Source organism: Pseudothauera rhizosphaerae, from assembly GCF_004801305.1.
In the GTDB taxonomy this organism is placed as follows: Bacteria; Pseudomonadota; Gammaproteobacteria; order Burkholderiales; family Rhodocyclaceae; genus Pseudothauera; species Pseudothauera rhizosphaerae.
The window spans coordinates 95,105-119,295 of the sequence record NZ_SSOD01000013.1; the positions used below are offsets into that span (position 1 = coordinate 95,105).

Annotated in this window: 23 protein-coding genes; 15 read left to right on the forward strand and 8 right to left on the reverse strand. The window is 68.4% G+C overall.

Annotated elements, in window-relative coordinates; all coding sequences use genetic code 11:
- Window positions 1-2 precede the first annotated feature (2 nt).
- Genes pyrE through E6O51_RS15645 form a run of 4 tightly spaced genes read left to right on the forward strand, consistent with a single transcriptional unit; the run spans window position 3 to window position 4,117 of the window.
- The gene (gene pyrE, locus E6O51_RS15630) at window positions 3-650 is read left to right on the forward strand and encodes an orotate phosphoribosyltransferase (protein ID WP_136385983.1); all 648 of its coding nucleotides are present in this window, start codon (window positions 3-5) and stop codon (window positions 648-650) included.
- Window positions 628-1,263: a hypothetical protein gene (locus tag E6O51_RS15635; protein ID WP_136385937.1), complete on the forward strand. Its 636-nt coding sequence runs from the start codon at window positions 628-630 to the stop codon at window positions 1,261-1,263. The genes pyrE and E6O51_RS15635 overlap by 23 nt, the downstream gene beginning before the upstream one ends.
- Window positions 1,263-3,338: a molybdopterin-containing oxidoreductase family protein gene (locus E6O51_RS15640; protein WP_136385938.1), complete on the forward strand. Its 2,076-nt coding sequence runs from the start codon at window positions 1,263-1,265 to the stop codon at window positions 3,336-3,338. Before E6O51_RS15635 ends, E6O51_RS15640 begins: the two co-directional genes overlap by 1 nt.
- Window positions 3,335-4,117, forward strand: a complete 783-nt coding sequence (locus tag E6O51_RS15645) for an NAD-dependent deacylase (protein WP_136385939.1) — start codon at window positions 3,335-3,337, stop codon at window positions 4,115-4,117. Before E6O51_RS15640 ends, E6O51_RS15645 begins: the two co-directional genes overlap by 4 nt.
- A 12-nt stretch (window positions 4,118-4,129) precedes the next feature.
- Here the strand turns inward: E6O51_RS15645 and E6O51_RS15650 are convergent, their stop codons facing one another.
- Entirely contained in the window at window positions 4,130-5,044 is a 915-nt protein-coding gene (locus E6O51_RS15650) for a response regulator transcription factor (protein ID WP_136385940.1), read from the reverse strand.
- Window positions 5,041-8,409 carry an ATP-binding protein gene (locus E6O51_RS15655; protein ID WP_136385941.1) on the reverse strand — a complete coding sequence of 1,123 codons (3,369 nt, stop codon included), beginning with the start codon at window positions 8,407-8,409 and terminating at the stop codon, window positions 5,041-5,043. The genes E6O51_RS15650 and E6O51_RS15655 overlap by 4 nt, the downstream gene beginning before the upstream one ends.
- A gap of 303 nt (window positions 8,410-8,712) precedes the next feature.
- Between E6O51_RS15655 and urtA the strand changes: the two genes are divergently transcribed.
- The 7 genes from urtA to E6O51_RS15690 all read left to right on the forward strand — a co-directional run bounded on the left by urtA (window position 8,713) and on the right by E6O51_RS15690 (window position 15,319).
- The gene (gene urtA, locus E6O51_RS15660) at window positions 8,713-9,969 is read left to right on the forward strand and encodes an urea ABC transporter substrate-binding protein (protein WP_136385942.1); all 1,257 of its coding nucleotides are present in this window, start codon (window positions 8,713-8,715) and stop codon (window positions 9,967-9,969) included.
- Window positions 9,970-10,063: 94 nt separating this feature from the next.
- Entirely contained in the window at window positions 10,064-10,978 is a 915-nt protein-coding gene (gene urtB, locus E6O51_RS15665; RefSeq protein ID WP_136385943.1) for an urea ABC transporter permease subunit UrtB, read from the forward strand.
- A 29-nt stretch (window positions 10,979-11,007) separates the two neighbouring features.
- Window positions 11,008-12,195: an urea ABC transporter permease subunit UrtC gene (gene urtC, locus E6O51_RS15670; protein ID WP_136385944.1), complete on the forward strand. Its 1,188-nt coding sequence runs from the start codon at window positions 11,008-11,010 to the stop codon at window positions 12,193-12,195.
- A gap of 18 nt (window positions 12,196-12,213) precedes the next feature.
- Entirely contained in the window at window positions 12,214-12,957 is a 744-nt protein-coding gene (gene urtD, locus E6O51_RS15675) for an urea ABC transporter ATP-binding protein UrtD (protein WP_136385945.1), read from the forward strand.
- 20 nt (window positions 12,958-12,977) lie between these two features.
- Window positions 12,978-13,667, forward strand: coding sequence for an urea ABC transporter ATP-binding subunit UrtE (urtE, locus tag E6O51_RS15680; protein WP_136385946.1), 690 nt, complete (start codon window positions 12,978-12,980; stop codon window positions 13,665-13,667).
- Between the two features lie 21 nt (window positions 13,668-13,688).
- Window positions 13,689-14,918, forward strand: coding sequence for a formamidase (gene fmdA / locus E6O51_RS15685; protein ID WP_136385947.1), 1,230 nt, complete (start codon window positions 13,689-13,691; stop codon window positions 14,916-14,918).
- 56 nt (window positions 14,919-14,974) lie between these two features.
- Window positions 14,975-15,319: an FmdB family zinc ribbon protein gene (locus E6O51_RS15690; protein WP_136385948.1), complete on the forward strand. Its 345-nt coding sequence runs from the start codon at window positions 14,975-14,977 to the stop codon at window positions 15,317-15,319.
- Between the two features lie 63 nt (window positions 15,320-15,382).
- Here E6O51_RS15690 and E6O51_RS22275 read toward each other — a convergent pair whose 3' ends face one another.
- The 3 genes from E6O51_RS22275 to E6O51_RS15700 all read right to left on the reverse strand — a co-directional run bounded on the left by E6O51_RS22275 (window position 15,383) and on the right by E6O51_RS15700 (window position 17,442).
- Window positions 15,383-15,637: a Fic family protein gene (locus tag E6O51_RS22275; protein ID WP_230976809.1), complete on the reverse strand. Its 255-nt coding sequence runs from the start codon at window positions 15,635-15,637 to the stop codon at window positions 15,383-15,385.
- Window positions 15,564-16,376 (reverse strand): virulence RhuM family protein, encoded by an 813-nt coding sequence (locus E6O51_RS15695; protein WP_230976810.1) that lies wholly within the window; start codon window positions 16,374-16,376, stop codon window positions 15,564-15,566. Before E6O51_RS15695 ends, E6O51_RS22275 begins: the two co-directional genes overlap by 74 nt.
- A gap of 412 nt (window positions 16,377-16,788) precedes the next feature.
- Complete coding sequence (locus E6O51_RS15700) at window positions 16,789-17,442, reverse strand: hypothetical protein (RefSeq protein WP_136385949.1); 654 nt, start codon at window positions 17,440-17,442, stop codon at window positions 16,789-16,791.
- Here E6O51_RS15700 and E6O51_RS15705 point away from each other — a divergent pair.
- The 4 genes from E6O51_RS15705 (at window position 17,435) to E6O51_RS15720 (ending at window position 21,585) form a co-directional block, all read left to right on the forward strand.
- Window positions 17,435-17,626 carry a hypothetical protein gene (locus tag E6O51_RS15705; protein WP_136385950.1) on the forward strand — a complete coding sequence of 64 codons (192 nt, stop codon included), beginning with the start codon at window positions 17,435-17,437 and terminating at the stop codon, window positions 17,624-17,626. The genes E6O51_RS15700 and E6O51_RS15705 overlap by 8 nt on opposite strands.
- 498 nt (window positions 17,627-18,124) lie before the next feature.
- Window positions 18,125-19,162, forward strand: a complete 1,038-nt coding sequence (locus E6O51_RS15710) for an aliphatic amidase (protein WP_136385951.1) — start codon at window positions 18,125-18,127, stop codon at window positions 19,160-19,162.
- Window positions 19,162-19,962: a CbbQ/NirQ/NorQ/GpvN family protein gene (locus E6O51_RS15715; RefSeq protein WP_136385952.1), complete on the forward strand. Its 801-nt coding sequence runs from the start codon at window positions 19,162-19,164 to the stop codon at window positions 19,960-19,962. The genes E6O51_RS15710 and E6O51_RS15715 overlap by 1 nt, the downstream gene beginning before the upstream one ends.
- A 15-nt stretch (window positions 19,963-19,977) precedes the next feature.
- On the forward strand, window positions 19,978-21,585 hold the full coding sequence (locus E6O51_RS15720) for a nitric oxide reductase activation protein NorD (protein WP_136385953.1): 1,608 nt from the start codon (window positions 19,978-19,980) through the stop codon (window positions 21,583-21,585).
- Window positions 21,586-21,634: 49 nt separating this feature from the next.
- On the opposite strand, the gene E6O51_RS15725 is transcribed toward E6O51_RS15720, so the two are convergent.
- From E6O51_RS15725 to E6O51_RS15735, 3 genes are all read right to left on the reverse strand, one after another.
- The gene (locus tag E6O51_RS15725) at window positions 21,635-22,069 is read right to left on the reverse strand and encodes a DUF2721 domain-containing protein (RefSeq protein ID WP_136385954.1); all 435 of its coding nucleotides are present in this window, start codon (window positions 22,067-22,069) and stop codon (window positions 21,635-21,637) included.
- A gap of 106 nt (window positions 22,070-22,175) precedes the next feature.
- A complete protein-coding gene (locus E6O51_RS15730; protein WP_136385955.1) occupies window positions 22,176-23,675 on the reverse strand; it encodes a PepSY-associated TM helix domain-containing protein in 1,500 nt (499 codons plus the stop codon).
- Between the two features lie 11 nt (window positions 23,676-23,686).
- On the reverse strand, window positions 23,687-24,133 hold the full coding sequence (locus E6O51_RS15735; protein ID WP_136385956.1) for a hypothetical protein: 447 nt from the start codon (window positions 24,131-24,133) through the stop codon (window positions 23,687-23,689).
- Window positions 24,134-24,191 lie beyond the last annotated feature (58 nt).

A 24,191-nucleotide genomic window follows, 5' to 3' on the forward strand; every position in this document is an offset into this window, starting at 1 on the left:
CAGTGGATTTTAGCCGTGAATTCATCGCGCTGGCCTGCGGCAAGGGCGTGCTCCGCTTCGGGTCCTTCGTCACCAAGGCGGGACGCAATTCGCCCTACTTCTTCAATGCCGGCCTGTTCGACGACGGCGCCTCCTTCCGTGAACTGTGCGGCTTCTACGCGCGTGCCATCCAGGCGTCGAGCGTCAGTTTCGACATGCTTTTCGGCCCGGCCTACAAGGGCATCCCGCTGGTGGCCGGCACCGCGATCCGCCTCGCCGAGGACGGCCGCAACCTGCCCTTCGCCTTCAACCGCAAGGAAGCCAAGGACCACGGAGAAGGCGGCACGCTGATCGGCGCGCCGCTGGCCGGCCGCGTGCTGATCCTGGACGACGTGATTTCCGCCGGCACCTCGGTGCGCGAATCGGTGGACATCATCCGCGCCGCCGGCGCCGAGCCGGCCGGCGTGGTGATCGCGCTGGACCGCATGGAACGCGGCAAGGGCGAGTTGTCCGCGGTCCAGGAAGTGCGCAACAACTTTGGCATTCCGGTGGTCGCCGTGGCCACGCTGGAAGATCTCATCGCTTATCTTGCGGACAGCCCGCAACTCGCCGCCAACCTCGATGCCGTGATGGCTTATCGTGAACGCTATGGGACTTCCACGCCGCGCTGAACTGCTGCTGGCCGCCGTGCTCGCCCTGCCGCTCGCCGTCCAGGCGCAAAGCGGCGGGCGCAGCAACACCTTCTATTGCTGCGACGACGACAGCGGGCGGCCGGTGTGCGGCGACACGCTGCCCGCCATCTGCTACGGCAAGGCCTACCGCGAGATCACCCCGCAAGGCACGATACGGCGCCACGTCGCCTCTCCCGAGGAACTCGCGCGCCAGAAGGCCGAGGAACGCCGGCGCGAGGCCGAAAAGGCACGCTCCCTGCGCCAGCACCGGCTCGACCAGGCGCTGCTGGAAACCTACGCCAACCTGGAAGACCTCGACACCCGGCGCGACCGCGCGGTGGGCGATCTGCAGAACAGCCTGGACACGCTGAACCTGCGCCTGGCCGAACTGGAAGCCCAGCGCAAGCGCTTCGAGGAAGAACGGGAGTTCTACCGCGACGGCGAGGCGCCGCGCGACCTGATCAACAACCTGCGCGTCACCGAAGCCGAAATCTCCGCGCAGCGCATGGTGATCGACGCCAAGACGCGGGAGATGAACGCCGTGCAGGCCCGCTTCGACGAAGACCGGCGGCGCTACCTCGAACTGACCGTCGACGGCCAGCAGAGACGCTGATGGCCGGCGAGGAGCGCCGCATCGTGCGCGCTGCCTGCCCGCACGACTGCCCCGACACCTGCGCCATGGAAATCACCGTGGAAGGCGGCCGCGCGGTGAAGGTGCGCGGCGCGGCCGACATGCCCTTCACCAACGGCGCCCTGTGCACCAAGGTGGCGCACTACCTGGAGCGCGTGTATTCCGACCAGCGCCTGCTCCATCCCATGAAGCGCGTCGGGCGCAAGGGCGAAGGCCGCTTCGCGCGCATCACCTGGGACGAGGCGCTGGACACCATCGCGGAGAAATTCCGCGCCATCGCCGCCGACGACCCCCGCGCCATCCTGCCCTACTCCTATGCCGGCACCATGGGCCTAGTGCAGAGTTCCGGCATGGACCGGCGCTTCTTCCACCGCCTGGGCGCCTCCTTGCTGGACCGCACGATCTGCTCCTCGGCCGGCGGCTACGGCTGGAAAGTCACCGTCGGCACCACCGTGGGCGCGGACCCGGAAAGCGCCGCCAACGCCCGCCTGATCCTCATCTGGGGCGCCAACCCGGTGGTCTCCAACCTGCACGGCTGGCGCCACCTGATGGAAGCGAAGCGGCGCGGGGCCCGCCTGGTGTGCATCGACCCCTGGCGCACGCAGACCGCGGAGAAATGCGACCTGCACCTGGCGCCCCTGCCCAGCAGCGACGGCGCGCTGGCGCTGGCCATGATGCAGGTGCTGGTCGCCGAGAACCTCCTCGACCACGACTACATCGCCCGCCACACCGTGGGTTTTTCCGAACTGCGCGAGCGCGTGGGCGCATTCACGCCGGAGTGGGCAGCGCCCCTCACCGGCCTCCCCGCCGACGCCATCCGCCAGCTCGCACGCGACTACGGCACGGCCGGCCAGGACAGCCTGATCCGCCTCAACTACGGCCTCAACCGCCACGCCGGCGGCGGCATGGCCGTGCGCAACATCGCCTGCCTGCCGGCGCTCACCGGCGCCTGGCGCAAGCCCGGCTGCGGCGCGCTGCTGTCCACCTCGGGCAACTTTCCGGTGGACGCGCACACCCTCGAACGCCCGGACCTCTACCCCGATCCGGTGCGCTTTCCGCCCCGCACCATCAACATGAGCACCATCGGCCGGGACCTGCTGGAAGCGGCCGATCCGCCCATCCGCGCGATCTACGTGTACAACTCCAACCCGGTCGCCGTGGCGCCGGACGGCAACCGCGTACGCGACGGCTTCGCGCGCGAGGACCTGTTCTGCGTGGTGCACGAGCTGTTCCAGACCGACACCGCCGACTACGCCGACATCCTGCTGCCAGCCACCAGCCAGCTCGAACACCACGACGTCCACACCACCTACGGCCACGTGTACGCTGTCGCCAACCGTCCGGCGATCACCCCCCTGGGCGAAGCCAAGCCCAACAGCGAGGTGTTCCGCCTGCTCGCCCGGCGGCTGGGTTTCGCCGACGAGTCCCTGTTCGACAGCGACGAGGCGATGGCCGCCGCAGCCTTCCGCGGGAACGACCCGCGTGCCCACGGCCTCGCCCCGGCGCTGGCCGAACGCGGCTGGGCGCGCCTGAACCTGCCGCGCCCCTTCGCCCCTTTCGCCGAGGGCGGCTTCCGCACCCCGTCGGGCAAGTGCGAGTTCCATTCCCGGCGCCTCGCCGATGCGGACCTCGACCCGCTGCCGGCCTGGCATCCGCCGCGGGAATCCGCCCCCACCAACCCCGCACTGGCCGCCCGCTACCCGCTCGCGCTGATCACGCCGCCGGCGCGCCACTTCCTCAACACCAGCTTCGCCAACCTGCCACGCTTCCTCGCCGGGGAAGGCAGCCCCAAGCTGGAGATTCATCCGCAGGACGCCGCTCCACGCGCCCTGGCCGACGGCGACGAGGTACGCATCCACAACGCCCGCGGCGAGTTCCGCGCCACCGCGGTGGTCACCGACCGGGTGCGCCCGGGCGTCGTCGTCAGCCCGTCCATCTGGTGGCGCAAGCTCTCCCCGGACGGGCAGAACGCCAACGCGGTGACCAGCGACGCGCTCACGGACCTCGGGGGCGGCGCCTGTTTCTACGACTGCCTGGTGGAGGTGGCCCGCCCATGAATACGGAACAGACGCTCGATGCGGTCGCCGCGCTGGTCGGCCACGCGCAGCGCATCCTGTTCATCACCGGCGCCGGCATCTCGGCCGATTCCGGCCTGCCCACCTACCGCGGTATCGGCGGCCTCTACCACGAGCGCCTGACCACCGAGGGCCTCACCATCGAGGAAGCCCTGTCGGGCGCGATGATGACCCAGCGCCCCGACATTTGCTGGCGCTACATCGCCGAAATCGAAGCCAACTGCCGCGGCGCCCAGCCCAACGCCGCCCACCGCCTGATCGCCGCGCTGGAGCGCGAGAAACCGGCGGTGTGGGTGCTCACCCAGAACGTGGACGGCCTGCACCGCACCGCCGGTTCGCGCAAGCTGATCGAAATCCACGGCACCGTGCACCACCTGCGCTGCACCGAATGCCCCCACGAGCGCGACGTGCCCGACTTCACCGGCCTGCAGATCCCGCCGCCCTGCCCGGTATGCGGCGGGCTGCTGCGCCCGGACGTGGTGCTGTTCGGCGAGATGCTGCCGCAAGCCGGCATCGACCGCCTGGAAGCAGTGCTGTACACAGGCGTCGACCTGGTGGTGTCCATCGGCACCACCAGCGTCTTCCCCTACATCGCCGGCCCGGTGTGGTGGGCAAGCCAGCAGAACATCCCCACCGTCGAGATCAACCCCGGCGAAACGGAAGTCAGCCAGCTCGTGACCCACCGCCTGCGCCTGGGCGCGGCCGATGCGCTGACCGCCCTGTGGCACCGCCTGCATCCGGCGGAGCCGGCGGAGGACTGAGCGGCCGGCGGATCATTCCGCCGGATCGAGTCCGCGCGTCGCCAGTGCCGCCGCCGCGGCGCGGGTTTCGACACCCAGCTTCTCGAACACGTGCTCCAGATGCTTGTTCACGGTGCGCGGGCTCATGCCGAGGATTTCGCCGATGTCGCGATTGGTCTTGCCCTTGGCGATCCACGACAGCACCTCGGTTTCGCGCCGGGTCAGGGTCGCCAGCGCGAGCCGGCCGCTCGGCGAACCGCCGGGCTGGCGGGGCGACAGCAGCAGCAGGGACTCGCCGAGGCCGGCCGGGCCGAGGGGGCTGAGGTTCAGGCTGCGGCCGTCGCGCAGGGCCAGCGTCTCGCCGCCGCCCGGCAGGGAGGCAGTGCACAGGGCGAGCAGCCAGTCCGCGGGCGGATGGCCGTTCTGTTCGGCGAAGGCTTCGCCGAGCCAGCGCGCGGCCTGGGGCGACTGCCAGGCGATGCGGCCGTGGCTATCCACCAGCACGACGCCGTGGCCGCCGATGTCCACCGCCTCGCGCGCGAGGCGGGCGATGCGGGCATTGCGCGCGTGGGTGGCGAGGCGCGCAAGCACTTCGGGGATGCGCACCGGCTTGACGACGTAGTCCACGCCGCCCGCGTCGAAGCCGGCGAGCACGTGCTCGGTCTCGGCCAGCCCGGTCATGAAGATCACCGGCACGTGGGCATAGGCGTCCACCGCCTTGATCCGCCGGCAGGTGGCGAAGCCGTCCATGCCGGGCATCGCGGCGTCGAGCAGGATGGCGTCGGGCACGCCGAGTTCGAGCAGGCGCAGGGCCCGTTCGCCGCTGTCGGCGACGAGCACGGTGTAGCCGGCCCGGTCCAGCGCCTGGACGAGAAAGTCGAGGCTGGCGGGCATGTCGTCCACCAGCAGGACGACGCGTTCCTGGTCGGAAGGGGCGGAGAGATTCATGGGGTGGCGCCCTCGAGATAAAGCTGGCAGGCCTGCAGGTCGTAGCGGTCCACCAGTTCGGCGAGGTGGCGGCAGGCCGCCGCGAGCGGGGGGTGGTCCGCGGCGAGAAGCTGAATCTCGCGCCGCAGGCCCTGGACGTGGCCGAGGCGCAGCAGGCGGTTCAGGGCGAGGCGCTGTTCCTCGTCGAAGGCGTTGGGCGGCGGCGCCGCGGGCAGCGGCAGGCGCGGCGGCAGCCTGGCGCGGATCCAGTGGATCTGCAGATGGCGGCCGAGCAGCGCGAGCAGCTCGGATTCGAGCACCGGCTTGCTGACGAAGCCCTGGCAGCCGCAGGCTTCGAGCAGTTCGCCGCGGTTGTCGAACACGTTGGCGGACACCATCACGATGGGCTGCGTGTGGCCGGCGGCGCGCAGCCGGCGCGCGGTCTCCCAGCCGTCCAGGTCGTCCATGCTGATGTCGAGCAGCACCGCATGGGGGGCTTCCACCGCCATCGCGGCAAGGCATTCGCGCCCGCTCGCGGCCTCGGCGCAGACGAAGCCCAGGCGCGACAGCATGCCGGCGATCAGCTGGCGGTGCACCACCTGGTCGTCCACGATCAGCACCCGGTAGGGGCCGCCGGCGTAGCCGGTGATCATCGTCGCCACCTCGGTGCCGGCCTCGTCCACGGTCTGCGCCGGCAGGTAGAGCCGCACCGTGAAGCGGCTGCCGGTGCCCGGCGTGCTGTCGACGCGGATCTCGCCGCCCATCAGTTCGGTGAGCAGTTGCGTGATGGTGAGCCCCAGGCCGGTGCCGGGCTCGACGCCGCGCCGCCCGCTGCCGGCGCGCTCGAAGGGCAGGAAGATGCGTTCCAGGTCTTCCTTCTCGATGCCGACGCCGGTGTCGATGACCTCGAAGCGGGCGACGTCCATGCGGTAGTCCACGCGCAGCACGACGCTGCCTTCCGCGGTGAACTTCACCGCGTTGATCAGCAGGTTGATCAGGATCTGGCGCAGGCGCTTGAGGTCCGCGCGCACCAGGCCGGGGAGGGAACCTTCCACCTCGACGCGGAATTCGAGCTGCTTGGCGATGGCGAGGGGGGCGACCATGCGCTGCAGATCGTCGATGAACTCGGGCAGGTCGATCACCGACGGATCGAGCCTGAGCCGGCCGGCCTCGATGCGGGCGAGGTCGAGCAGGCCGTCGATGAGGCTGGTGAGGTGTTCGCCGCTGCGGTGGATGGTGGAGATGGCGCGGCGCTGCTCCGGGTCCAGCCGGTCGTCGTGCAGCAGCACCTGGGCGTAGCCGAGGATGCTGTTGAGCGGCGTGCGCAGTTCGTGGCTCACGCCGCTCACGTAGCGGGTCTTGGCGCGGTTGGCCGATTCGGCGGCTTCCTTGGCGAGCTGCAACTGGGCGTCGGTGAGCAGGTGGGCCTCGATCTCCCGCGACAGCAACTGGTTCTGGCGGTTGGATTCGTCCTCGGCGAGCCGCCGGCTTTCGCTGGCGAGCACCATCCACCAGGCACCGACCGCGCACAGCAGCGCCAGCATGGCGAAGCTCCTGCCGAAACCGTCGCGCAGGAAGCCGTCCACCTCGGCGTTGAAACCGGCCGAGACGCTCGCCTGGTAGTAATTGAGGCCGAGCACGGTGCCGATCACCAGGCTCAGGCCGGCCAGCAGCAGCGCGTAGTGGCCCACGCGGAAGTTGATCCGCCGCGAGATCGCCCGGGGCAGGACGCGGGCCAGCGCGCGACCTGCCTGCTCGGCGGCGCGCGCGCCGGTCTTGCAGCGGTCGTGGCAGCGCGATTCGAGCGTGCAGCACAGGGAACAGATGGGCGCGGCATAGGCGGGACAGCGGGCCATGTCGTCCGCTTCGAAGTGGTTCTCGCAGACCACGCATTCCACCATCTCGCCCGGTTTCCCCAGGGGAGTGCCGGAGCGCGCCAGGTAGAAGCGCCCCTTCGTCGCCCACGCGATCAGGGGCGCGGTGACGAAGGCGACGAAGAGCGCGATGAAGGGCGAGTAGGCGCGGGCGGTTTCGCCCAGGTGGCCGGAATAGGCGACGATGGCGATCACCGCGGCGACCAGCATCGCCCCCGGCCCGACCGGGTTGATGTCGTACAGGTGGGCGCGCTTGAACTCGATGTGGGGCGGCGACAGGCCCAGGGGCTTGTTGATCACCAGGTCCGCCACCAGCGCGCCGACCCAGGCCACCGCCACGTTGGCGTACAGCCCGAGCACCGGTTCGAGGGCGTGGAACACGCCGAACAGCATCAGCAGCGTGGCGATCAGCACGTTGAACACCAGCCACACGACCCGGCCCGGATGGCTGTGGGTGGCGCGGGCGAAGAAGTTGGACCAGGCCAGCGACCCGGCGTAGGCGTTGGTGACGTTGATCTTGACCTGGGAGACGATGACGAACACGGTGGTCGCGAGCATCACCCAGGCCGGATCGGAGAACACGTAGCCGAAGCCCGCCAGATACATCTGCGTGGGCTCGGTGGCGTTGGCCGGCCGGATCTCGTGCTGCAGCGCGAGGAAGGCGAGGAAGGCGCCGCCGAGCATCTTCAGCATGCCGGGCACGATCCAGCCCGGCCCGGCGATCAGCACCGCGGCCCACCAGCGCTTGCGGTTGCGCGCGGTGCGCTCGGGCAGGAAGCGCAGGAAGTCCACCTGCTCGCCGACCTGCACGATCAGCGAGAAGGCCACCGCCGCGGCCAGCCCGAACATCTTCCAATCGAAGCCGCTGTCGCCCGACACCTGCCCGGCCATGCCGACGAAATCGCGGAACGCACCCGGGTTCTCGAACAGGATGAACGCGAAGGGGCACAGCCACAGCACCAGCCACAGGGGCTGGGTCCACCACTGCAGGTGCGAGATCAGCGTGATGCCGTAGGTGACCAGGGGCAGGATCACCAGTGCCGAGAAGATGTAGCACCACTCGATGGGCCAGCCGAAGGCGAGCTGCAGCGCCAGCGCCATGATCGCGGCTTCGAGGGCGAAGAAGATGAAGGTGAAGCTGGCGTAGATCAGCGAGGTGATCGTGGAGCCCAGGTAGCCGAAACCCGCGCCGCGGGTGAGCAGATCCATGTCCACGCCGTAGCGCGCGGCGTAGTAGCTGATGGGCAGGCCGGTGAGGAAGGTCAGCAGGCCCACCACGAGGATGGCGAGCAGCGCGTTGGCGAAGCCGTAGTTCACCACCATGGTGCCGCCGATGGCTTCCATGGCGAGGAAGGAGACGGCGCCGAAGGCGGTGTTGGCGACGCGGAACTCGGACCACTTGCGGAACGCGCGCGGCGTGTAGCGCAGGGAGTAGTCCTCCAGCGTCTCGTTGGCGACCCAGGTGTTGTAGTCGCGGCGGACCCGGAAGATGCGCTGCGTGGACGTGGTCATGGTGGTCGGGCTGCTCGGGAACGACGGGTCGGGGCAAGCAAGGAGCGATCCATTGGTCCGCGCAGCGCCCGCAGGCCGCGCCGCGACGTCGTCCAGGGTCGACCCGCGCGCGCAGCCCTTGCCTGTGGACGGACGAATGGTGCACCGCAATGGTGCGCATCCTGCACCAAGAGAACCCGCAGGGGACTACGTTAAACGACGTATTCGCCGATTCCGCCCTGCTCGGTAGCTTGTGCACCGCAAAAGACGCCGCCCCCCGGTGGCTCGCATGCCAACCCCATCCGCAGAGCAAGGAGTCGCGCCATGTCTTCGAAGTACGACAACGTTCCCCTTTCCCCCGAACGCCGCCGCCTGCTGCAGGGCCTCGCGGCGCTGCCGCTGTTCGGTGTCTCGAAACTGGGCTTCGGGGCTTCGCTCCCGACCGCGCAGGTCAACACCACCGGCCTCGCCATCACCGATACCGAAGTCACCGTCGGCCAGTTGCACTCGGCCACCGGCACCATGGCGATCTCGGAAACCGGTTCGATCCAGGCCGAGCAGCTCGCCATCGACCAGATCAACGCCCTGGGCGGCATCCTCGGCCGCAAGATCAAGGTGATCAAGGAAGACGGCGCCTCCGACTGGCCGACCTTCGCCGAGAAGTCCCGCAAGCTGCTGGTCAACGACAAGGTCGCCACCGTGTTCGGCTGCTGGACTTCGGCCTCGCGCAAGGCGGTGCTGCCCATCTTCGAAAAGGAGAACGGCCTGCTCTACTACCCCACCTTCTACGAAGGCCTGGAGCAGTCCAAGAACGTCATCTACACGGGCCAGGAAGCCACCCAGCAGATCATCTGGGGCCTGGACTGGGCGCAGAAGGAAAAGGGTGCGAAGAAGTTCTTCCTGGTGGGCTCGGACTACATCTGGCCGCGCACCTCCATGAAGATCGCCCGCAAGCACATCGAGAACTTCCAGAAGGGCCGCGTCGTCGGCGAGGAGTACTACCCGCTCGGCAACACCAACTTCAACTCCCTGATCAACAAGATCAAGGTCGCCAAGCCGGACTGCATCTTCGCCGCGGTGGTGGGCGGCTCCAACGTGGCCTTCTACAAGCAGCTCAAGGCCGCGGGCATCACCGGCGCCAAGCAGTTCCTGCTCACCCTGTCGGTCACCGAGGACGAGATGCTGGGCATCGGCGGCGAGAACTTCGCCGGCTTCTATTCCTCGATGAAGTACTTCCAGTCCCTGGACAACGAGAACAACAAGGTCTTCGTGGAATCGTTCAAGAAGGCCTACGGACCCAAGGCGGTCATCGGCGACGTGACCCAGGCGGCCTACCTCGGGCCGTGGCTGTGGAAGGCGGCGGTGGAGAAGGCCGGCAGCTTCGACGTGGACAAGGTGGTCGCGGCCTCCCCGGGCATCGAGCTCAAGACCGCGCCGGAAGGCTACGTGAAGGTCCACGACAACCACCACCTCTACAGCAAGGCGCGCATCGCCCAGGGCCAGGCCGACGGCACCTTCACCGTGGTCGCCGAATCCAGCGACCTGATCGTGCCGGACCCCTTCCCCAAGGGCTACCAGTAACCGCTTCGCTGTCCGTCGCGGCTTCGGCCGTGGCGGCGTGCCGTGGCCGCGCCGGTGCGCGGCCGCGCCCCGCGTTCCGATCCGGAGGTCCGTCATGTCGTTCGACGAAATCTACAACATCACCCTCATGCAGGGTTTCGCCGGCCTGAGCCTGTTCGCGGTGCTGCTGCTGATGGGCCTCGGGCTGGCGATCATCTTCGGCCAGATGGGCGTCATCAACATGGCCCACGGCGAGTTCATGACGATCGGTGCGTACACCATCTTCCTGTTCTCCAGCCTCACCGAATCCCTCGCCCCCGGCCTGGTGCAGGCCTATTTCCCCTTCGCCATCGTGTGTGCCTTCCTGGTCGCCTTCGGCATCGGCTGGCTGACCGAATGGGCGCTGATCCGCCATCTCTACAAGCGCCCGCTGGACACCCTGCTGGCCACCTGGGGCCTGTCCCTGGGCATGCAGCAGGTGTTCCGCTCCACCTTCGGCCCCAAGGAAGTGAGCCCCACGCTGCCGGACTGGCTGATGGGCTCCTGGTCGCCGGCCGAAGGGCTGGACATCCCCATCAACGGCATGTTCGTGCTCGCCCTCACGGTGGTCGTGACCGGCAGCGTGCTCATCGCCCTCTACCGCTCGCGCTGGGGCCTGCGGGTGCGCGCCACGGTGTCCAACCGGGCCATGGCCAACGCCACCGGCATCAACACCCGGCGCACGGACCGGCTCACCTTCGCCATCGGCTGCGGCATCGCCGGGGTGGCGGGCGCGGCCTTCACCACCATCGGCTCCACCGGCCCCACCAGCGGTTCGCTCTACATCGTGGACGCCTTCCTGGTGGTCACCTTCGGCGGCGCCGCGAGCCTGTGGGGCACGGTGGTGTCGGCCTTCGGCATCGCCCAGACCCAGTCCATCTCGGAGTTCTTCCTGTCCGGCTCGATGGCCAAGGTGCTGACCCTGCTGCTCATCGTGACCATCCTGATGATGCGCCCGCAAGGCCTGTTCGCGGCCAAGGTGCGCCGCTGAAGCCCCCCGGCCCCAACGGAGAATCCGACATGAACGCAATCAAGAACTGGCTGATGCGCGGCGGCTACGGCAGCTTCGTGATCCTGGCCCTGATCCTGGTGGTGGTGTTCCCCCTCGCCATGGACATCTTCCGCCTCAACCTGGTCGGCAAGTACCTCACCTACGGCTTCGTCGCCATCGGCCTGGTGATGCTGTGGGGCTACGGCGGTGTGCTGAGCCTGGGCCAGGGGGTGTTCTTCGGCCTCGGCGGCTACGCCATGGCGATGTTCCTGAAGCTGGAGGCGTCCGACCCGGAGAGCACCAAGATCCAGAGCACGCCGGGCATCCCGGACTTCATGGACTGGAACCAGCTCACCGCGCTGCCGCTGTGGTGGGAGCCGTTCAAGTCCCTGCCCTTCGCCCTGTTCGCCGTGGTCGCGGTGCCGGTGCTGCTCGCCTTCGTCGTCAGCTTCGCCATGTTCAAGCGCCGCGTGGGCGGGGTGTATTTCGCCATCATCACCCAGGCGGTGGCGCTGATCCTCACCGTGCTCATCATCGGCCAGCAGGGCTACACCGGCGGCGTCAACGGCATGACCGACCTGAAGACCCTGCTGGGCTGGGACATCCGCACCGACGGCGCCAAGTACGTCCTCTACTTCGTCAATGCGGGCCTGCTGCTGGGCGCCATCCTGCTGTGCCGCTGGATCCAGCTCTCCAAGCTCGGCACCCTGCTGCTGGCCATGCGCGACAAGGAAGACCGGGTGCGCTTCTCCGGCTACGACGTGTCCATGTTCAAGGTCTTCGCCTTCTGCCTGGCCGCCGGCCTGTCGGCGATCGGCGGCGCCATGTTCACGCTGCAGGTGGGCTTCATGTCGCCGTCCTTCGTCGGCATCGTGCCCTCCATCGAGATGGTGATCTTCGCCGCCATCGGCGGGCGCATGAGCCTGGTGGGCGCGGTGTACGGGACGCTGCTGGTCAATTTCGGCAAGACCTACTTCTCCGAAAGCTTCCCCGACCTGTGGCTGTTCCTGATGGCCGCGCTCTTCATCGGCGTGGTGATGGCCTTCCCCAACGGCCTCGCCGGCCTCTACGAGAGCCACGTCAAGCCCTGGCTGGCGCGCCGCAGGTCGGCCGGCGCGCCAGCCACGCTGCCGGTGCCGCCCGCGCCCGCCGGCCATGCCGCGCCGGTGAAAGCCGAGCCGGCCCTGTCCGCCCGCGTCAGCGGCCAGACCGCCTGATTCCGAGGAGCCGAGACCATGAGCAATACCGACTTCGTCCTCGCCATCGAGGATCTGACCGTGTCCTTCGACGGCTTCAAGGCCATCGACAACCTCAACCTCTACCTGGACCGCGGCGAGCTGCGCGTGGTGATCGGCCCCAACGGCGCCGGCAAGACCACCCTGCTGGACCTCATCTGCGGCAAGACGCGCGCCTCGGCCGGCAGCATCAAGTTCAAGAACGAGGAGATGACGCGCCTGCCCGAGCACATCCGGGTGCGCGCCGGCATCGGGCGCAAGTTCCAGACCCCGTCCATCTACGAAAACCTCTCCGTGTTCAAGAACCTGGAAGTCTCCTTCCCCCGCGGGCGCGGCGTGTTCGGCGCGCTGGGCTTTCGCTGCGACGACGAGGTGCGCGCCAAGGTGGACGAGGTGGCCGGCATGATCGGCCTGGCCGACCGCCTGGACATGGAGGCCGGGCTGCTCTCCCACGGCCAGAAGCAGTGGCTGGAGATCGGCATGCTGCTGATGCAGGACCCGGAGCTGCTGATGCTGGACGAACCCATCGCCGGCATGAGCGCGAAGGAGCGCGAACTGACCGCCGAACTGCTGCTGCGCATCTGCCGGAACCGCTCCGTGATCGTCATCGAGCACGACATGGAGTTCGTCTCGCGCATCGCCCACAAGGTCACCGTGATGCACCAGGGAAAGATCCTCGCGGAAGGCCCCATGGAAAAGGTGCAGGCCGACCCGAAGGTCATCGACGTCTATCTGGGCCACTAACGCGCCGACAGGGGGAAATCATGCTGAACGTATCGAATGTGGTCGTGAACTACGGCCAGAGCGAGGCCCTGCACGGCGTCTCGTTCTCCGCCCGGCGCAACGAGGCCGTCGCCATCATGGGGCGCAACGGCATGGGCAAGACCACGCTGTTCAAGTCGCTCATCGGCGTGCTGCCGCTGCGCGCGGGCAGCGTGCAGGTGGACGGCCAGGAAGTGGGCGGCGACGAAAGCTACCGTCGCGTGGCCAAGGGCATCGCCTACGTGCCCCAGGGCCGGATGATCTTCCCCACCCTGACGGTGGAGGAAAACATCCAGACCGGCCTGGAGAACGCGAAGCAGAAGCGCATCCCGGAGGAAATCTTCGCCCTCTTCCCGGTGCTGTGGGACATGCGCCGCAGGAAGGGCGGCAACCTCTCCGGCGGCCAGCAGCAGCAGCTCGCCATCGCCCGGGCGCTGGTCACCGAGCCCAAGGTGCTGCTGCTCGACGAGCCCACCGAAGGCATCCAGCCCTCGATCATCAAGGACATCGCCAGGGCCCTGAACGAAATCCGCAAGCTGCGCCAGATCACCATCGTGGTCTCGGAGCAGGTGCTGTCCTTCGCCATGGACGTGGCCGACCGCCTCTTCGTCATCGAAGGCGGCCGCCTCGTCCATGAAAGCACGCGCGCAGAAACCGACGAGGCGCGCATCAAGCAGTTCCTGTCGGTGTAACCACGAGACGAGAGGTGAGCCATGCCTGAAACATTGATCAAGGTCGATCTGAAGCAGTCCCCCTACGAGAACGAGAAGGTCCACAACCGCTGGCATCCGGACATCCCCATGGCGGTGTGGGTCAAGCCCGGCGACGATTTCGTGCTGGAAACCTACGACTGGACCGGCGGCGCCATCAAGAACGACGACGACGCGGCCGACGTGCGCGACGTGGACCTCTCCACCGTGCACTTCCTCTCCGGCCCGGTGGGCGTGGAAGGCGCCGAACCCGGCGACCTGCTGGTGGTGGACCTGCTCGACATCGGCGCCAAGGACGACAGCCTGTGGGGCTTCAACGGCTTCTTCTCCAAGACCAACGGCGGCGGCTTCCTCACCGAGCACTTCCCCCACGCGCAGAAGTCCATCTGGGATTTCGAGGGCCTGTTCACCAAGAGCCGCCACATCCCCGGCGTGCGCTTCGCCGGCCTCATCCACCCGGGCCTGATCGGCTGCCTGCCGGACCAGAAGATGCTCGACACGTGGAACGAGCGGGAAGTGGACTTCATCGCCACCAACCCCGAGCGCGTGCCCCCGCTCGCCAACCCGCCCGCGCCCAAGACCGCCCACATGGGCAAGCTCCAGGGCGAAGCGCGCGACAAGGCCGCCGCCGAAGGCGCCCGCACCGTGCCGCCGCGCGAACACGGCGGCAACTGCGACATCAAGGACCTCTCCCGCGGCTCGAAGATCTTCTTCCCGGTCTACGTGAAGGGCGCGGGCCTCTCCGTGGGCGACCTGCACTTCTCCCAGGGCGACGGCGAAATCACCTTCTGCGGCGCCATCGAAATGGCCGGCTGGGTGCACATGCGGGTGAGTCTGATCAAGGGCGGCATGGCCAAGTACGGCATCAAGAACCCCATCTTCAAGCCCAGCCCCATCACCCCCACCTACAACGACTACGTGATCTTCGAAGGCATCTCCGTGGACGAACAGGGCAAGCAGCACTACCTGGACGTGCACGTCGCCTACCGCCAGGCCTGCCTCAACGCCATCGAATACCTGAAGAAGTTCGGCTACTCCGGCGCCCAGGCGTACTCGCTGCTCGGCACCGCGCCGGTGCAGGGCCACATCAGCGGCGTCGTGGACATCCCCAACGCCTGCGCCACCCTGTGGCTGCCCACGGAAATCTTCGAGTTCGACATCAACCCCAACGCCAACGGCCCGGTCAAGGCCATCAGCGGCGCGGTGGACATGCCCATCGCCTACGACCTGTAAGCACTCCATGCGGCGCCGCCCTGGGGCGGCGCCGCCTTCCGCCCGCGAGAGCCCCCATGCCGACCTACGAATACCTGTGCGACGACTGCGGCGAGTTCGCCGCCTACCGGCCGATCGCCAAGCGCGACGAGCCCTGCATCTGCCCGAACTGCGGCACCCCGTCGCCGCGCGTGATCCTCAGCGCACCGTCGCTGGCGACCATGGCCGGGCACCTGCGCGCCGCGCACGCCACCAACGAACGCGCCGCCCACGCCCCCCGCACCAGCGCCGAATACAAGGCCACCCACCAACACGGCCCCGGCTGCGGCTGCTGCGGGGGCGGCAAGTCGAAATCCACGGTGACCACCGCGGATGGCAAGAAGACCTTTCCGAGCAAGCGGCCGTGGATGATCAGTCATTGAGGGGGGCGCCAAGGGTGAAGGAAATCGCCGATCACCGGCAGGCCTGCACTTTGCCGACCGCGATCAGGCCCCGGGCGAGAGCATGTTCATGATCAGGCGGATCATGGTCTCCTTGTTCGCCGGGTTCGATTCCGCTACCAGCAGGGCCAGCGCCGCCAGGCCGATGTCGTTGATCACCGGCTGGCCGTCCGCGTCCAGCAGCCGGCCGTTGCGGTGGAGGAAATCCACGAACAGGAAGGCCCCGCTACGCTTGTTGCCGTCCGAGAACGGGTGGTTCTTGATGACGAAGTAGAGCAGGTGCGCCGCCTTGGCCTCCACGCTCGGGTAGGCCGGCTCGCCGAACACGGTCTGGTCCAGGTTGCCGAGCAGGGCCGCGAAGGCATCCTCCCGCTCGCGGGCGAAGAGGTCCGTGGCCTCGCCGCGCCGCCATCAGGTCCGCCTTGAGCCGTGCCAGCGCGGCCCGTGCCTCCGCCACCTTGGGCAGCACGCCGCCCCGCTCCTCGCGCGGTTCCGCCAGCAGACCCTCATCGTAACGCTGCAACAGCAGAAAGGTCTGGGCGTAGCGGGTGACGACATCCACCAGCCCGCGCCCGGTGTCGGCCAGCAATTCCGGACTCTGCGCCGCCTTCTTCACCAGCCGCAGCGCCGCCTCCAGCTCGCGGGCATTGGCCTCGAAGCGCTGGCGGTGAAGCGTGTAGCCGCGCGTCAGGTGCTCGCGCAGGGTGCGGGTGGCCCATTGGCGGAAGCGCGTGCCCTGCTGTGACTTGACCCGGTAGCCGACCGAGATGATCACGTCCAGGTTGTAGTGCTCCACCTGGTAGGTCTTACCGTCGGCAGCAGTATGTGCAAATTTTGCACATACTGAATCTGCCTCCAACTCTCCCTCATTGAAGACGTTGCGGAGGTGCCGGGAAATCACCGAACGCTCGCGGCCGAACAGCTCGGCCATCTGCTCCTGACGCAGCCACACCGTTTCGCCTGCCAACCGCACCTCCGTCACGGCCGACCCGTCTTCAGCCTTATAGATGAGGATCTCGTTGGTGTCGTTCGTGCTCATGCCGGCTCCTGATTCAAGCCACCATCATAATTCACGCGCCCACGATTGCACCCGCCACGCCCCTGAGATCAGCACCAAGTAGCAGGTGAGCCGCAAGCACAGCCCGGGCTGCTACCGTAGCGCGTCGAAATTCCCTCCAAAACATTTGACGGGGCTGAGCCCTTCCCCACAAGCGGTCGTGGGTGGTCCGTCATTGAGGTCTCTTTGGTGATGCGAACGGGCGTGCCGACATCGTGAGTTGGGACATGTTGCGGTGGGCGTTGTCGCTGCTGGGCTGACGCAGCGGGGCGGCACTCGGCTGATCTGTATGCCTGAATGGCGCATCATCGGCCGAAGCTGTCGTTCGGCGCTTAGCTCTCGAATTACCGATATCGACCCAAAGGCGACGTTCGGGACTTTCGAAAGCGGACCTTCAGCGTTTGAAATAAGCGGCGCCGTTAGGCGTCCGCTTGATTGATGGGTTGGCGTTATCCAACGGGTACGCACCTTCCCAGCGCGTATGCCAGGCCGTGAAGTCGAAGTTGTCCCTGTAACCGACTACGGCCGTGGCGGTCTCGACGATTAGGCGGTCTAAATCCTGCATGACATCTCCGCCTGTGAGTACACCGACGATTGTTCCCCCGGTACCCGGTCCGCCAGGTTCGTGCTTCGCCCAGTGGAACTTGTACCTTTCGCGTATGTATGCCTTGATATGGGCAGCGGCTCCACCTTTGCCGAAATGCTTGAACGGGTAGAACTCCGCGAGCTTCAACCAGATAATTTCGTAGAAGTCCACGACGTCGTACGTGGACTTGCGCATCTCAATGGTGACACCAGAGTCCCATCCCGGTTGTGCGATTCGATGTGCAATTGCCTTGAGTTCCGGGAGTGACTCAAAAAGGCGGACATCAGTAGGTTCGTCCAGCGAGCGTCGAATGTAGTCGTCTGGGAGTTCGTCCTTGAACTCCGCTGGGAGTGACTGTTCGGCTATTTTGTCGTTCCGCCTGTGAAGGGTAATTGCTGCGAGGGCGAAGGCAAATGCCAGGGCACCGGAACCTGCTGCATACGAGTAGTCTTTGATGGACAAGAAATACCAAAGGGCACCGGTTGCAAATATCCCGGAAGTCCACCAGCAGGTTTGGATCACCCAATCAGGTATTGTGAGATTCATGACGCCCAACAGTGGTTATACGGACGCAGGGGGCGGTATAACAATTGATATTGCTGACACCGGAATTGTTGCCCGAACCTCATTATTTTCAGTCACTTGAAATATTTTCTGTCAGTATAATAACTTCAATATGCCGGACAACTACCGGCGTGCAATGTCTGATTTGGGAATGGGTAACCCGCTTGTGGCCGACAGCAGCAGTTGCCAGCATGGTAATCCAACGACCGCTCCGGCCGACAACTTACCGCTCGTCCATCTGCCGTCCTTTCGCCTCAGACCCTTCCCGAACGCAATGCGGTGCCACCTCGTCCCCAGCCCTTAAAACCCCATGCCTGCGCTGACGGAGGTTTGCACTTTTCCCGGCTAGGCAACCCAACAAGCTCAGATCGAAATTTTCCTTCCCGCCGGGTTTGCTGCCACGCGCGAGCCCCCACCAACGTACAGGGGTGCAGGGGGCGACTTTGCCAAATCCATACCCCGCTGCATGTGCCCATCCAACCCGTAGATACGTCAAACAACGTATTGGGCCGCCCGCCCCTCCCTCCCGACAATGCACCGCAACATCCAGTGCAACCAGCCTCAACGGGAGATTCACGCCATGAGACACGGAGATATTTCCAGCAGCAAGGACTGCGTCGGCGTCGCCGTCGTCAACTACAAGATGCCGCGCCTGCACACCAAGGCGGAGGTGCTCGACAACGCCCGCAGGATCGCCGACATGGTGGTGGGCATGAAGCAGGGCCTGCCGGGCATGGACCTGGTGATCTTCCCCGAGTACTCCACCCACGGGATCATGTACGACGCCCAGGAGATGTACGACACCGCGGCCACCGTGCCCGGCGAGGAGACGGAAATCTTCGCCGCGGCCTGCCGCAAGGCCAAGGTGTGGGGGGTGTTCTCGCTGACCGGCGAACGCCACGAGGAGCACCCGAACAAGGCCCCCTACAACACCCTGATCCTGATGAACGACAAGGGCGAGATCGTGCAGAAGTACCGCAAGATCATGCCCTGGGTGCCCATCGAGGGCTGGTATCCGGGCGACTGCACCTACGTCTCGGAAGGCCCCAAGGGCATGAAGATCAGCCTCATCATCTGCGACGACGGCAACTACCCGGAGATCTGGCGCGACTGCGCGATGAAGGGCGCGGAGCTGATCGTGCGCTGCCAGGGCTACATGTACCCGGCCAAGGAGCAGCAGGTGATGGTCGCCAAGACCATGGCATGGATGAACAACTGCTACGTGGCGGTGGCCAACGCCACCGGCTTCGACGGCGTGTATTCCTACTTCGGCCACTCGGCCATCGTCGGCTTCGACGGCCGCACCCTGGGCGAATGCGGCGAGGAGGACATGGGCGTGCAGTACGCGGAGCTGTCCACCAGCCTGATCCGCGACTTCCGCAAGAACGCCCAGTCGCAGAACCACCTGTTCAAGCTGCTGCACCGGGGCTACACCGGCAAGATCAACTCCGGCGAAGCGCCCACCGGGGTGGCCGCCTGCCCCTACGGGTTCTACGGCGAGTGGATCAAGGACCCGGAAGGCACGCGCAAGAAGGTGGAGGCGATCACGCGCAGCACGGTCGGCACCGAGGAGTGCCCCATCGAAGGCATTCCCCACACGGCGCCGACCCACCGCTGATGAACCTCGCCGACCTGCGCTTCGCGGCCGAGCCCTACTACCGCCCGGTGGGCCACGAAGTCGCCCTCTTCGAGCACGCCCACGCCCACCGCCTGCCGGTGATGCTCAAGGGCCCCACCGGCTGCGGCAAGACCCGCTTCGTGGAGCACATGGCCTGGCGGCTGGGCAAGCCGCTGATCACCGTGGCCTGCAACGAGGACGTGACCGCGGCGGACCTGGTCGGCCGTTTCCTGCTGGACGCGGACGGCACCCGCTGGCACGACGGCCCGCTCACCGTGGCTGTGCGCCAAGGGGCGATGATCTACCTGGACGAGGTGGTGGAGGCGCGCCCGGACACCACCGTGGTGCTGCACCCGCTCACCGATGCGCGCCGCATCCTGCCCCTGGACCGCAAGGGCGAGACCGTGACCGCGCACCCGGACTTCCACTTGGTCGTCTCCTACAACCCCGGCTACCAGGCCGCCGGCAAGGGCCTCAAGCCCTCCACCCGGCAGCGCTTCGCGGCGCTGGAGTTCGACTACCCGGATGAAGCGGCGGAAACGGAGATCGTCGCCCACGAGGCCGGCATCGACCGGACGCTGGCCGCCACCCTGGTGCGCATCGCCGGGCGCTCCCGGGCGCTGCGCGCCCGCGGGCTGGACGAAGGCATCTCCACGCGCATGCTGATCTACGCCGGCGTGCTGATCCGCGACGGCATGCCCGCGGCCGAGAGCTGCCGTATGGCCATGACCGACCCCATCACCGACGACGCGGACCTGCGCCAGGCCCTGCGCGACATCGTGGATGCCTGCCTGCCCTGATCCGGCCGCCGCGCCATGACCCGCAGCGACGAAGCCCTCGCCCACCTGCTGGGCGCCTTCGCCGGCCGGCCCGTGGCCCTGCAGCGCCCGCCCGACCTCGCCCCCGGCGCGCCCGCGGTGCTGCGCCGGGACGCCCTGCTGCTCGCGCCGCCCCCGCCCGGCATGGATGCGGACGCCTGGGCGCACGCCGCCGTGCTCCACGCCGCCGCCCATCTGCGCCATTCGCCCCCCGGCCGCCCCGTGGGCCGGCGCAAGACCATGAGCCTGGCGCTCGCCTCCACCATCGAGGATGCCCGGGTCGAGCGCCTGGCCGGCCGGCGCTACCCCGGCTTGCTGCGCGCGCTGCGGGCGGCCGGGCCACCCCCGCCGGACGCCGCCGCCAGCCTGGCCGACCGCCTCGCTCAACTGCATGCGGTGCTGCGCGATCCTTCCCTGCCGGCCACGGATTTCTGGCTCGCCAAGGCCCGCCGCCTGTTCGAGGACATCGCCGCCGGCCCCGGCGTCGCGGACGCGGCGGCCTTCGACCCGCTGGTGACCGCGCTGGTCCGCGACCTGGGCCAGATGCGGCAACGCATGAACATCCACGGCGAAGCCCCCGCCAGCCCCTACGGGGACGACCACAGCTATCTGTGGAACTACGGCCGCGCCGCCGAGGATGAGGCGCTGGAGCTGCGCACCGCCGCCCCGCCACCGGCCGACGCCGGGGGACCGCCTCCACCCGCCGACGCCCCGGCCGCAGGCGACTGGACCCGACTCCCCGCCGAGACCTTCGACTACCCCGAGTGGCACGCCCGCATCGGCCAGTTACGCCGGGACTGGTGCACGGTCTTCGAACACCGCCTGCCCCCGCTGCCCGCCGGCGTGCCCGTCCGCGAGCGCCGCGCCGGCCGCGGACGGCTGGACCGCTCCCGCCGCCTGCGCAACCAGTGGGAAGGGGAGGACTTCGACCTGGACGCCGCCATCGAACAGCGCCTGGACCTGCGCCTGGGCTGCACCCCGGCGCGGGGCGCCCACGTGAGCCCCGGCCGCAGCCGGGAAGCCGCGGCCATCCTGCTGCTGATCGACCTGTCGGCCTCGGTCGCCGATGCGGCGGGCAACGGCCTGCGCGTGCTCGACCTGGTGGCCGAAGCCGCCGCCGCCCTGGTGGCCGCCGCCACTGCGGCCGGCGAACGCGTGGCGGTGCACGGCTTCTGTTCGGACGGCCGCAGCCGGGTGGACTACCTGGAACTCGCCGCCTTCGGCACCACCGACGCCGCGGCGGTCGCCGACCGCGTGCGCTCCGCCGGCGCCCGCCACTCCACCCGGCTGGGCGCCGCGCTGCGCCACGCCGCAAGCCGTCTGAGGGAAGAAACCGCGCCGCGGCGGCACATCGTCGTACTGGGTGACGCCCAACCCTCCGACATCGACGTCTTCGACGACCTCCATCTGCCGGAGGACGCCGCGGTCGCGGTCCGCTGCGCGCGCCGCGACCGCCTCGGCGTGGCCTGCCTGGCCTTCGCCGTGGACGGCGACGACCGCATCCCGGTGGGCATCTTCGGCCGCGGGGCCACCGTCACCGCGGACGACCCCGCCACCCTGTCCTTTGCGCTGGCCCGTCTGCGGCGGAAGCTCGCCTTCGGGTAGGGCGGAAGGCGCCGGTATCACGCCATCAATGGAAGGGGGGTCGCGGCACTCACCGCCAGCGCTGGCTGCGGGCCATCACCACCAGGAAGACTTCCCGCAGGAAGAGCGCAAGCGAAACGATCATCGCCCCCATGGCACCGACGAAGAGCACCGCCACGCTGGGGGCCACGCTGAAGCTGACGACGGTGCCGAGGAAGGCCACCGCCACCACCAGGCAGACCAGCAGCGCCCCCAGCACGGCGAAGAACATGGCGTGGTAGATGTGGCGGCCGCGCCGGTGGAGCAGGGCGAGTTCTTCCACGTCGTCCACCGGCTCTTCGGGCGCCGCGGCGGCCAGGCGGCCGTTGAGCACGCGGCGGCGGTCCACGATGCGCGACAGCCGGCCGCTCAGCACGTTGATGAGCGTGGCGATGGCGGTCAGCAGGAAGACCGGTGCGACCGCAAGCTGGATGGCATGGGTGATGTCAGCGATCTGGGTCGGCATGGCGCGGGCAAGCAGAAGTGGGCATGGCGCGCAATGTACCCGATAGCCCGAACGGGAGGTATGGCGGCCAGCGGGCGCTTCCTGCAGCGGCACGCCCCCGCCCCTTTCATTCCGGCCGCCATGCCCGGACACGACGCCGCGAAACGCCCACGACCAGCGCGATGCCGGCCACCAGCAGCAGGCCATTGACGACCCGGGCCGCCGGCAGTCCGGCCGGCCAGGACAGCGCATGGCCACAGGCCAGGCCGGCCAGCAACAGGCCGCCGCCGACCCGCAGTCGGTGACCGCAGCGCCATTCGTCGCGGCCGCGCACAGCGAGCAGGGCGGTACCCAGCGTCACCGCCCAGTAGACGGCCAGCGGCAGGACGTGGTCGGCGGTGCCGGCCAGGAGCGCGACCAGCGCCGCCGCCGCATAGGCCGGCAACTGCCCCCAGACCAGCGCCGTCCACAGCCTTTCCGCCGCCGGCAACGGACGCCCCTGGCCGCGGCGACGGGCCAGCCACAGCATCGGCCCGGTGGCGACGACGAGACACATGCCGAGGCCCAGCGCGACGTAGATCAGCTTCAGGCCGATGCCGCCGTAGGTGCCGAAATGCAGCGGCTGCAGCATCCCGTAGATGCGCATGCCGACGCTGCCGTCGGTGAAACCGGCCTTGGCCAGGAAATTCCCCTGCCCGTCGAAGGTCCAGCGTTCGTTGCGGGCCAGGTGGCGGGGCTCGGCGGTAGCGATGGAAACGAGCTGGCCGGCCGTGCCGACATGCTGGAAGACGACGCTGGTGATCGTCGCACCGGGCGTGCTCCGCTCGATTTCCCGCAGCATCGGCACGGTCTCCGGCAGTGGCGCCGCGGCATGGTCGCTGCCCGGCTGCGGCCCGAGCAGCGCCGCGACCGCCCTGTCCTGGTCGCCCTGGTAGGCGGCCAGCGCCAGCAGCATGACGATCAACCCGGCCAGACCGAGCAGCGAACCGGTCAGCGACACGATCAGGTGGAAGGGCAAGGCCCAGACGCCGATGCGGTTGTGCAGGTCGGCAAGGCTCACCCGGCGCGAACCGCCCCGGCGCAGGCGGAAGGCGTCGCGGAAGATGCGGCGATGCGCGAGCAGGCCGGACAACAGGCTGGCCAGCAGCAGCGTGCCGACCGCGCCGACCGCCCAGGCACCGTAAGGCGCCGGCAGATGGAGATGGTAATGATGGTCACGCAGGAAGCGCGTCCACGGCGTCCGCGGCGGCGCCTGCAGACGGCCTTCGGCGTCGGCCAGCCATTCCAGTTCGACCGGCGCCCCGGGGCCGTCATGCTCGCCGAGTGCGAATACGCGCAGCCAGGGCAGTTCCGGAGTCGGGCCGAAGACGAACAGATCGTGATCGGCGCCCCCGGCGCGCGCCTCGGCAAAGGCGGCCGCGGCGACGCGGGCGTACAGCCCGGCGGCGGCGCTGTTCACCCGGGGCGCCGACGGCGCCTCCCATTGGGCGAACTCGTCCGCCAGCACGCTCAGCGTGCCGCTGACGCAGACCAGGTAGATCAAGGCTGCGAACACGATGCCCAGCCACTGGTGCGCCCCCAGCACGGCCTTGGTGAAGCTGCCCGGAATCGGGCTTGACAGCGGCATTTCCCCTTCCTTCAACGTCCGAGCACCACCGCCGCGGCCGCCCCGGTGGCCAGCACGAAGGCCAGCGTCGTCACGCCCGGACGCCGCAGCGCGATCGTCGCCACGATCATCGCCGCCCACAGAGACGGCACCGCCAGCCCACCGACGATCAGCCGGGTCTGCTCCTGGAAGGGCGCTTCGAGCGCGACCAGCAGGCCGAGCGACAGAGCCGCGACGAAGGCCAGCGGACCGGCGAGCAGGCAGTAGGCCACGGCCCGCCACCGGCGTGCCGGACGCTTCCCGGCCATCGCCTGCGGCGGCGGCCGCTCGCGCACGGCCCGCGCCGGCTGGCGTTCGCTCCGCGTCAGCAGGAAGGCGAGGGCCAGCAGCGAGCCGCTTTCGAACGCCAGCGCGGTGCCGATTTCGGCGCCGAAGGCCGAGATCCACAGCCCGGTCGAAGCCCCCCAGGCACACAGCACCGCCACGGCCGCCGGAACGCGCCTGCGGCCGCCGCGCCAGGCCCGCCACGCGATGAGC

Coding starts and splice junctions, on each gene's coding strand:
- E6O51_RS15705 (WP_136385950.1), top strand. CDS start 17,435: ATGGACAAGAAATACCAAAGGGCACCGGTTGCAAATATCCCGGAAGTC.
- E6O51_RS15640 (WP_136385938.1), top strand. CDS start 1,263: ATGGCCGGCGAGGAGCGCCGCATCGTGCGCGCTGCCTGCCCGCACGAC.
- E6O51_RS15720 (WP_136385953.1), top strand. CDS start 19,978: ATGACCCGCAGCGACGAAGCCCTCGCCCACCTGCTGGGCGCCTTCGCC.
- E6O51_RS15655 (WP_136385941.1), bottom strand. CDS start 8,409: ATGACCACGTCCACGCAGCGCATCTTCCGGGTCCGCCGCGACTACAAC.
- urtB (WP_136385943.1), top strand. CDS start 10,064: ATGTCGTTCGACGAAATCTACAACATCACCCTCATGCAGGGTTTCGCC.
- E6O51_RS15695 (WP_230976810.1), bottom strand. CDS start 16,376: ATGAGCACGAACGACACCAACGAGATCCTCATCTATAAGGCTGAAGAC.
- E6O51_RS15710 (WP_136385951.1), top strand. CDS start 18,125: ATGAGACACGGAGATATTTCCAGCAGCAAGGACTGCGTCGGCGTCGCC.
- E6O51_RS15725 (WP_136385954.1), bottom strand. CDS start 22,069: ATGCCGACCCAGATCGCTGACATCACCCATGCCATCCAGCTTGCGGTC.
- urtD (WP_136385945.1), top strand. CDS start 12,214: ATGAGCAATACCGACTTCGTCCTCGCCATCGAGGATCTGACCGTGTCC.
- urtE (WP_136385946.1), top strand. CDS start 12,978: ATGCTGAACGTATCGAATGTGGTCGTGAACTACGGCCAGAGCGAGGCC.
- E6O51_RS15635 (WP_136385937.1), top strand. CDS start 628: ATGGGACTTCCACGCCGCGCTGAACTGCTGCTGGCCGCCGTGCTCGCC.
- E6O51_RS15715 (WP_136385952.1), top strand. CDS start 19,162: ATGAACCTCGCCGACCTGCGCTTCGCGGCCGAGCCCTACTACCGCCCG.
- E6O51_RS15730 (WP_136385955.1), bottom strand. CDS start 23,675: ATGCCGCTGTCAAGCCCGATTCCGGGCAGCTTCACCAAGGCCGTGCTG.
- urtA (WP_136385942.1), top strand. CDS start 8,713: ATGTCTTCGAAGTACGACAACGTTCCCCTTTCCCCCGAACGCCGCCGC.
- urtC (WP_136385944.1), top strand. CDS start 11,008: ATGAACGCAATCAAGAACTGGCTGATGCGCGGCGGCTACGGCAGCTTC.
- fmdA (WP_136385947.1), top strand. CDS start 13,689: ATGCCTGAAACATTGATCAAGGTCGATCTGAAGCAGTCCCCCTACGAG.
- E6O51_RS15690 (WP_136385948.1), top strand. CDS start 14,975: ATGCCGACCTACGAATACCTGTGCGACGACTGCGGCGAGTTCGCCGCC.
- E6O51_RS15645 (WP_136385939.1), top strand. CDS start 3,335: ATGAATACGGAACAGACGCTCGATGCGGTCGCCGCGCTGGTCGGCCAC.
- E6O51_RS15650 (WP_136385940.1), bottom strand. CDS start 5,044: ATGAATCTCTCCGCCCCTTCCGACCAGGAACGCGTCGTCCTGCTGGTG.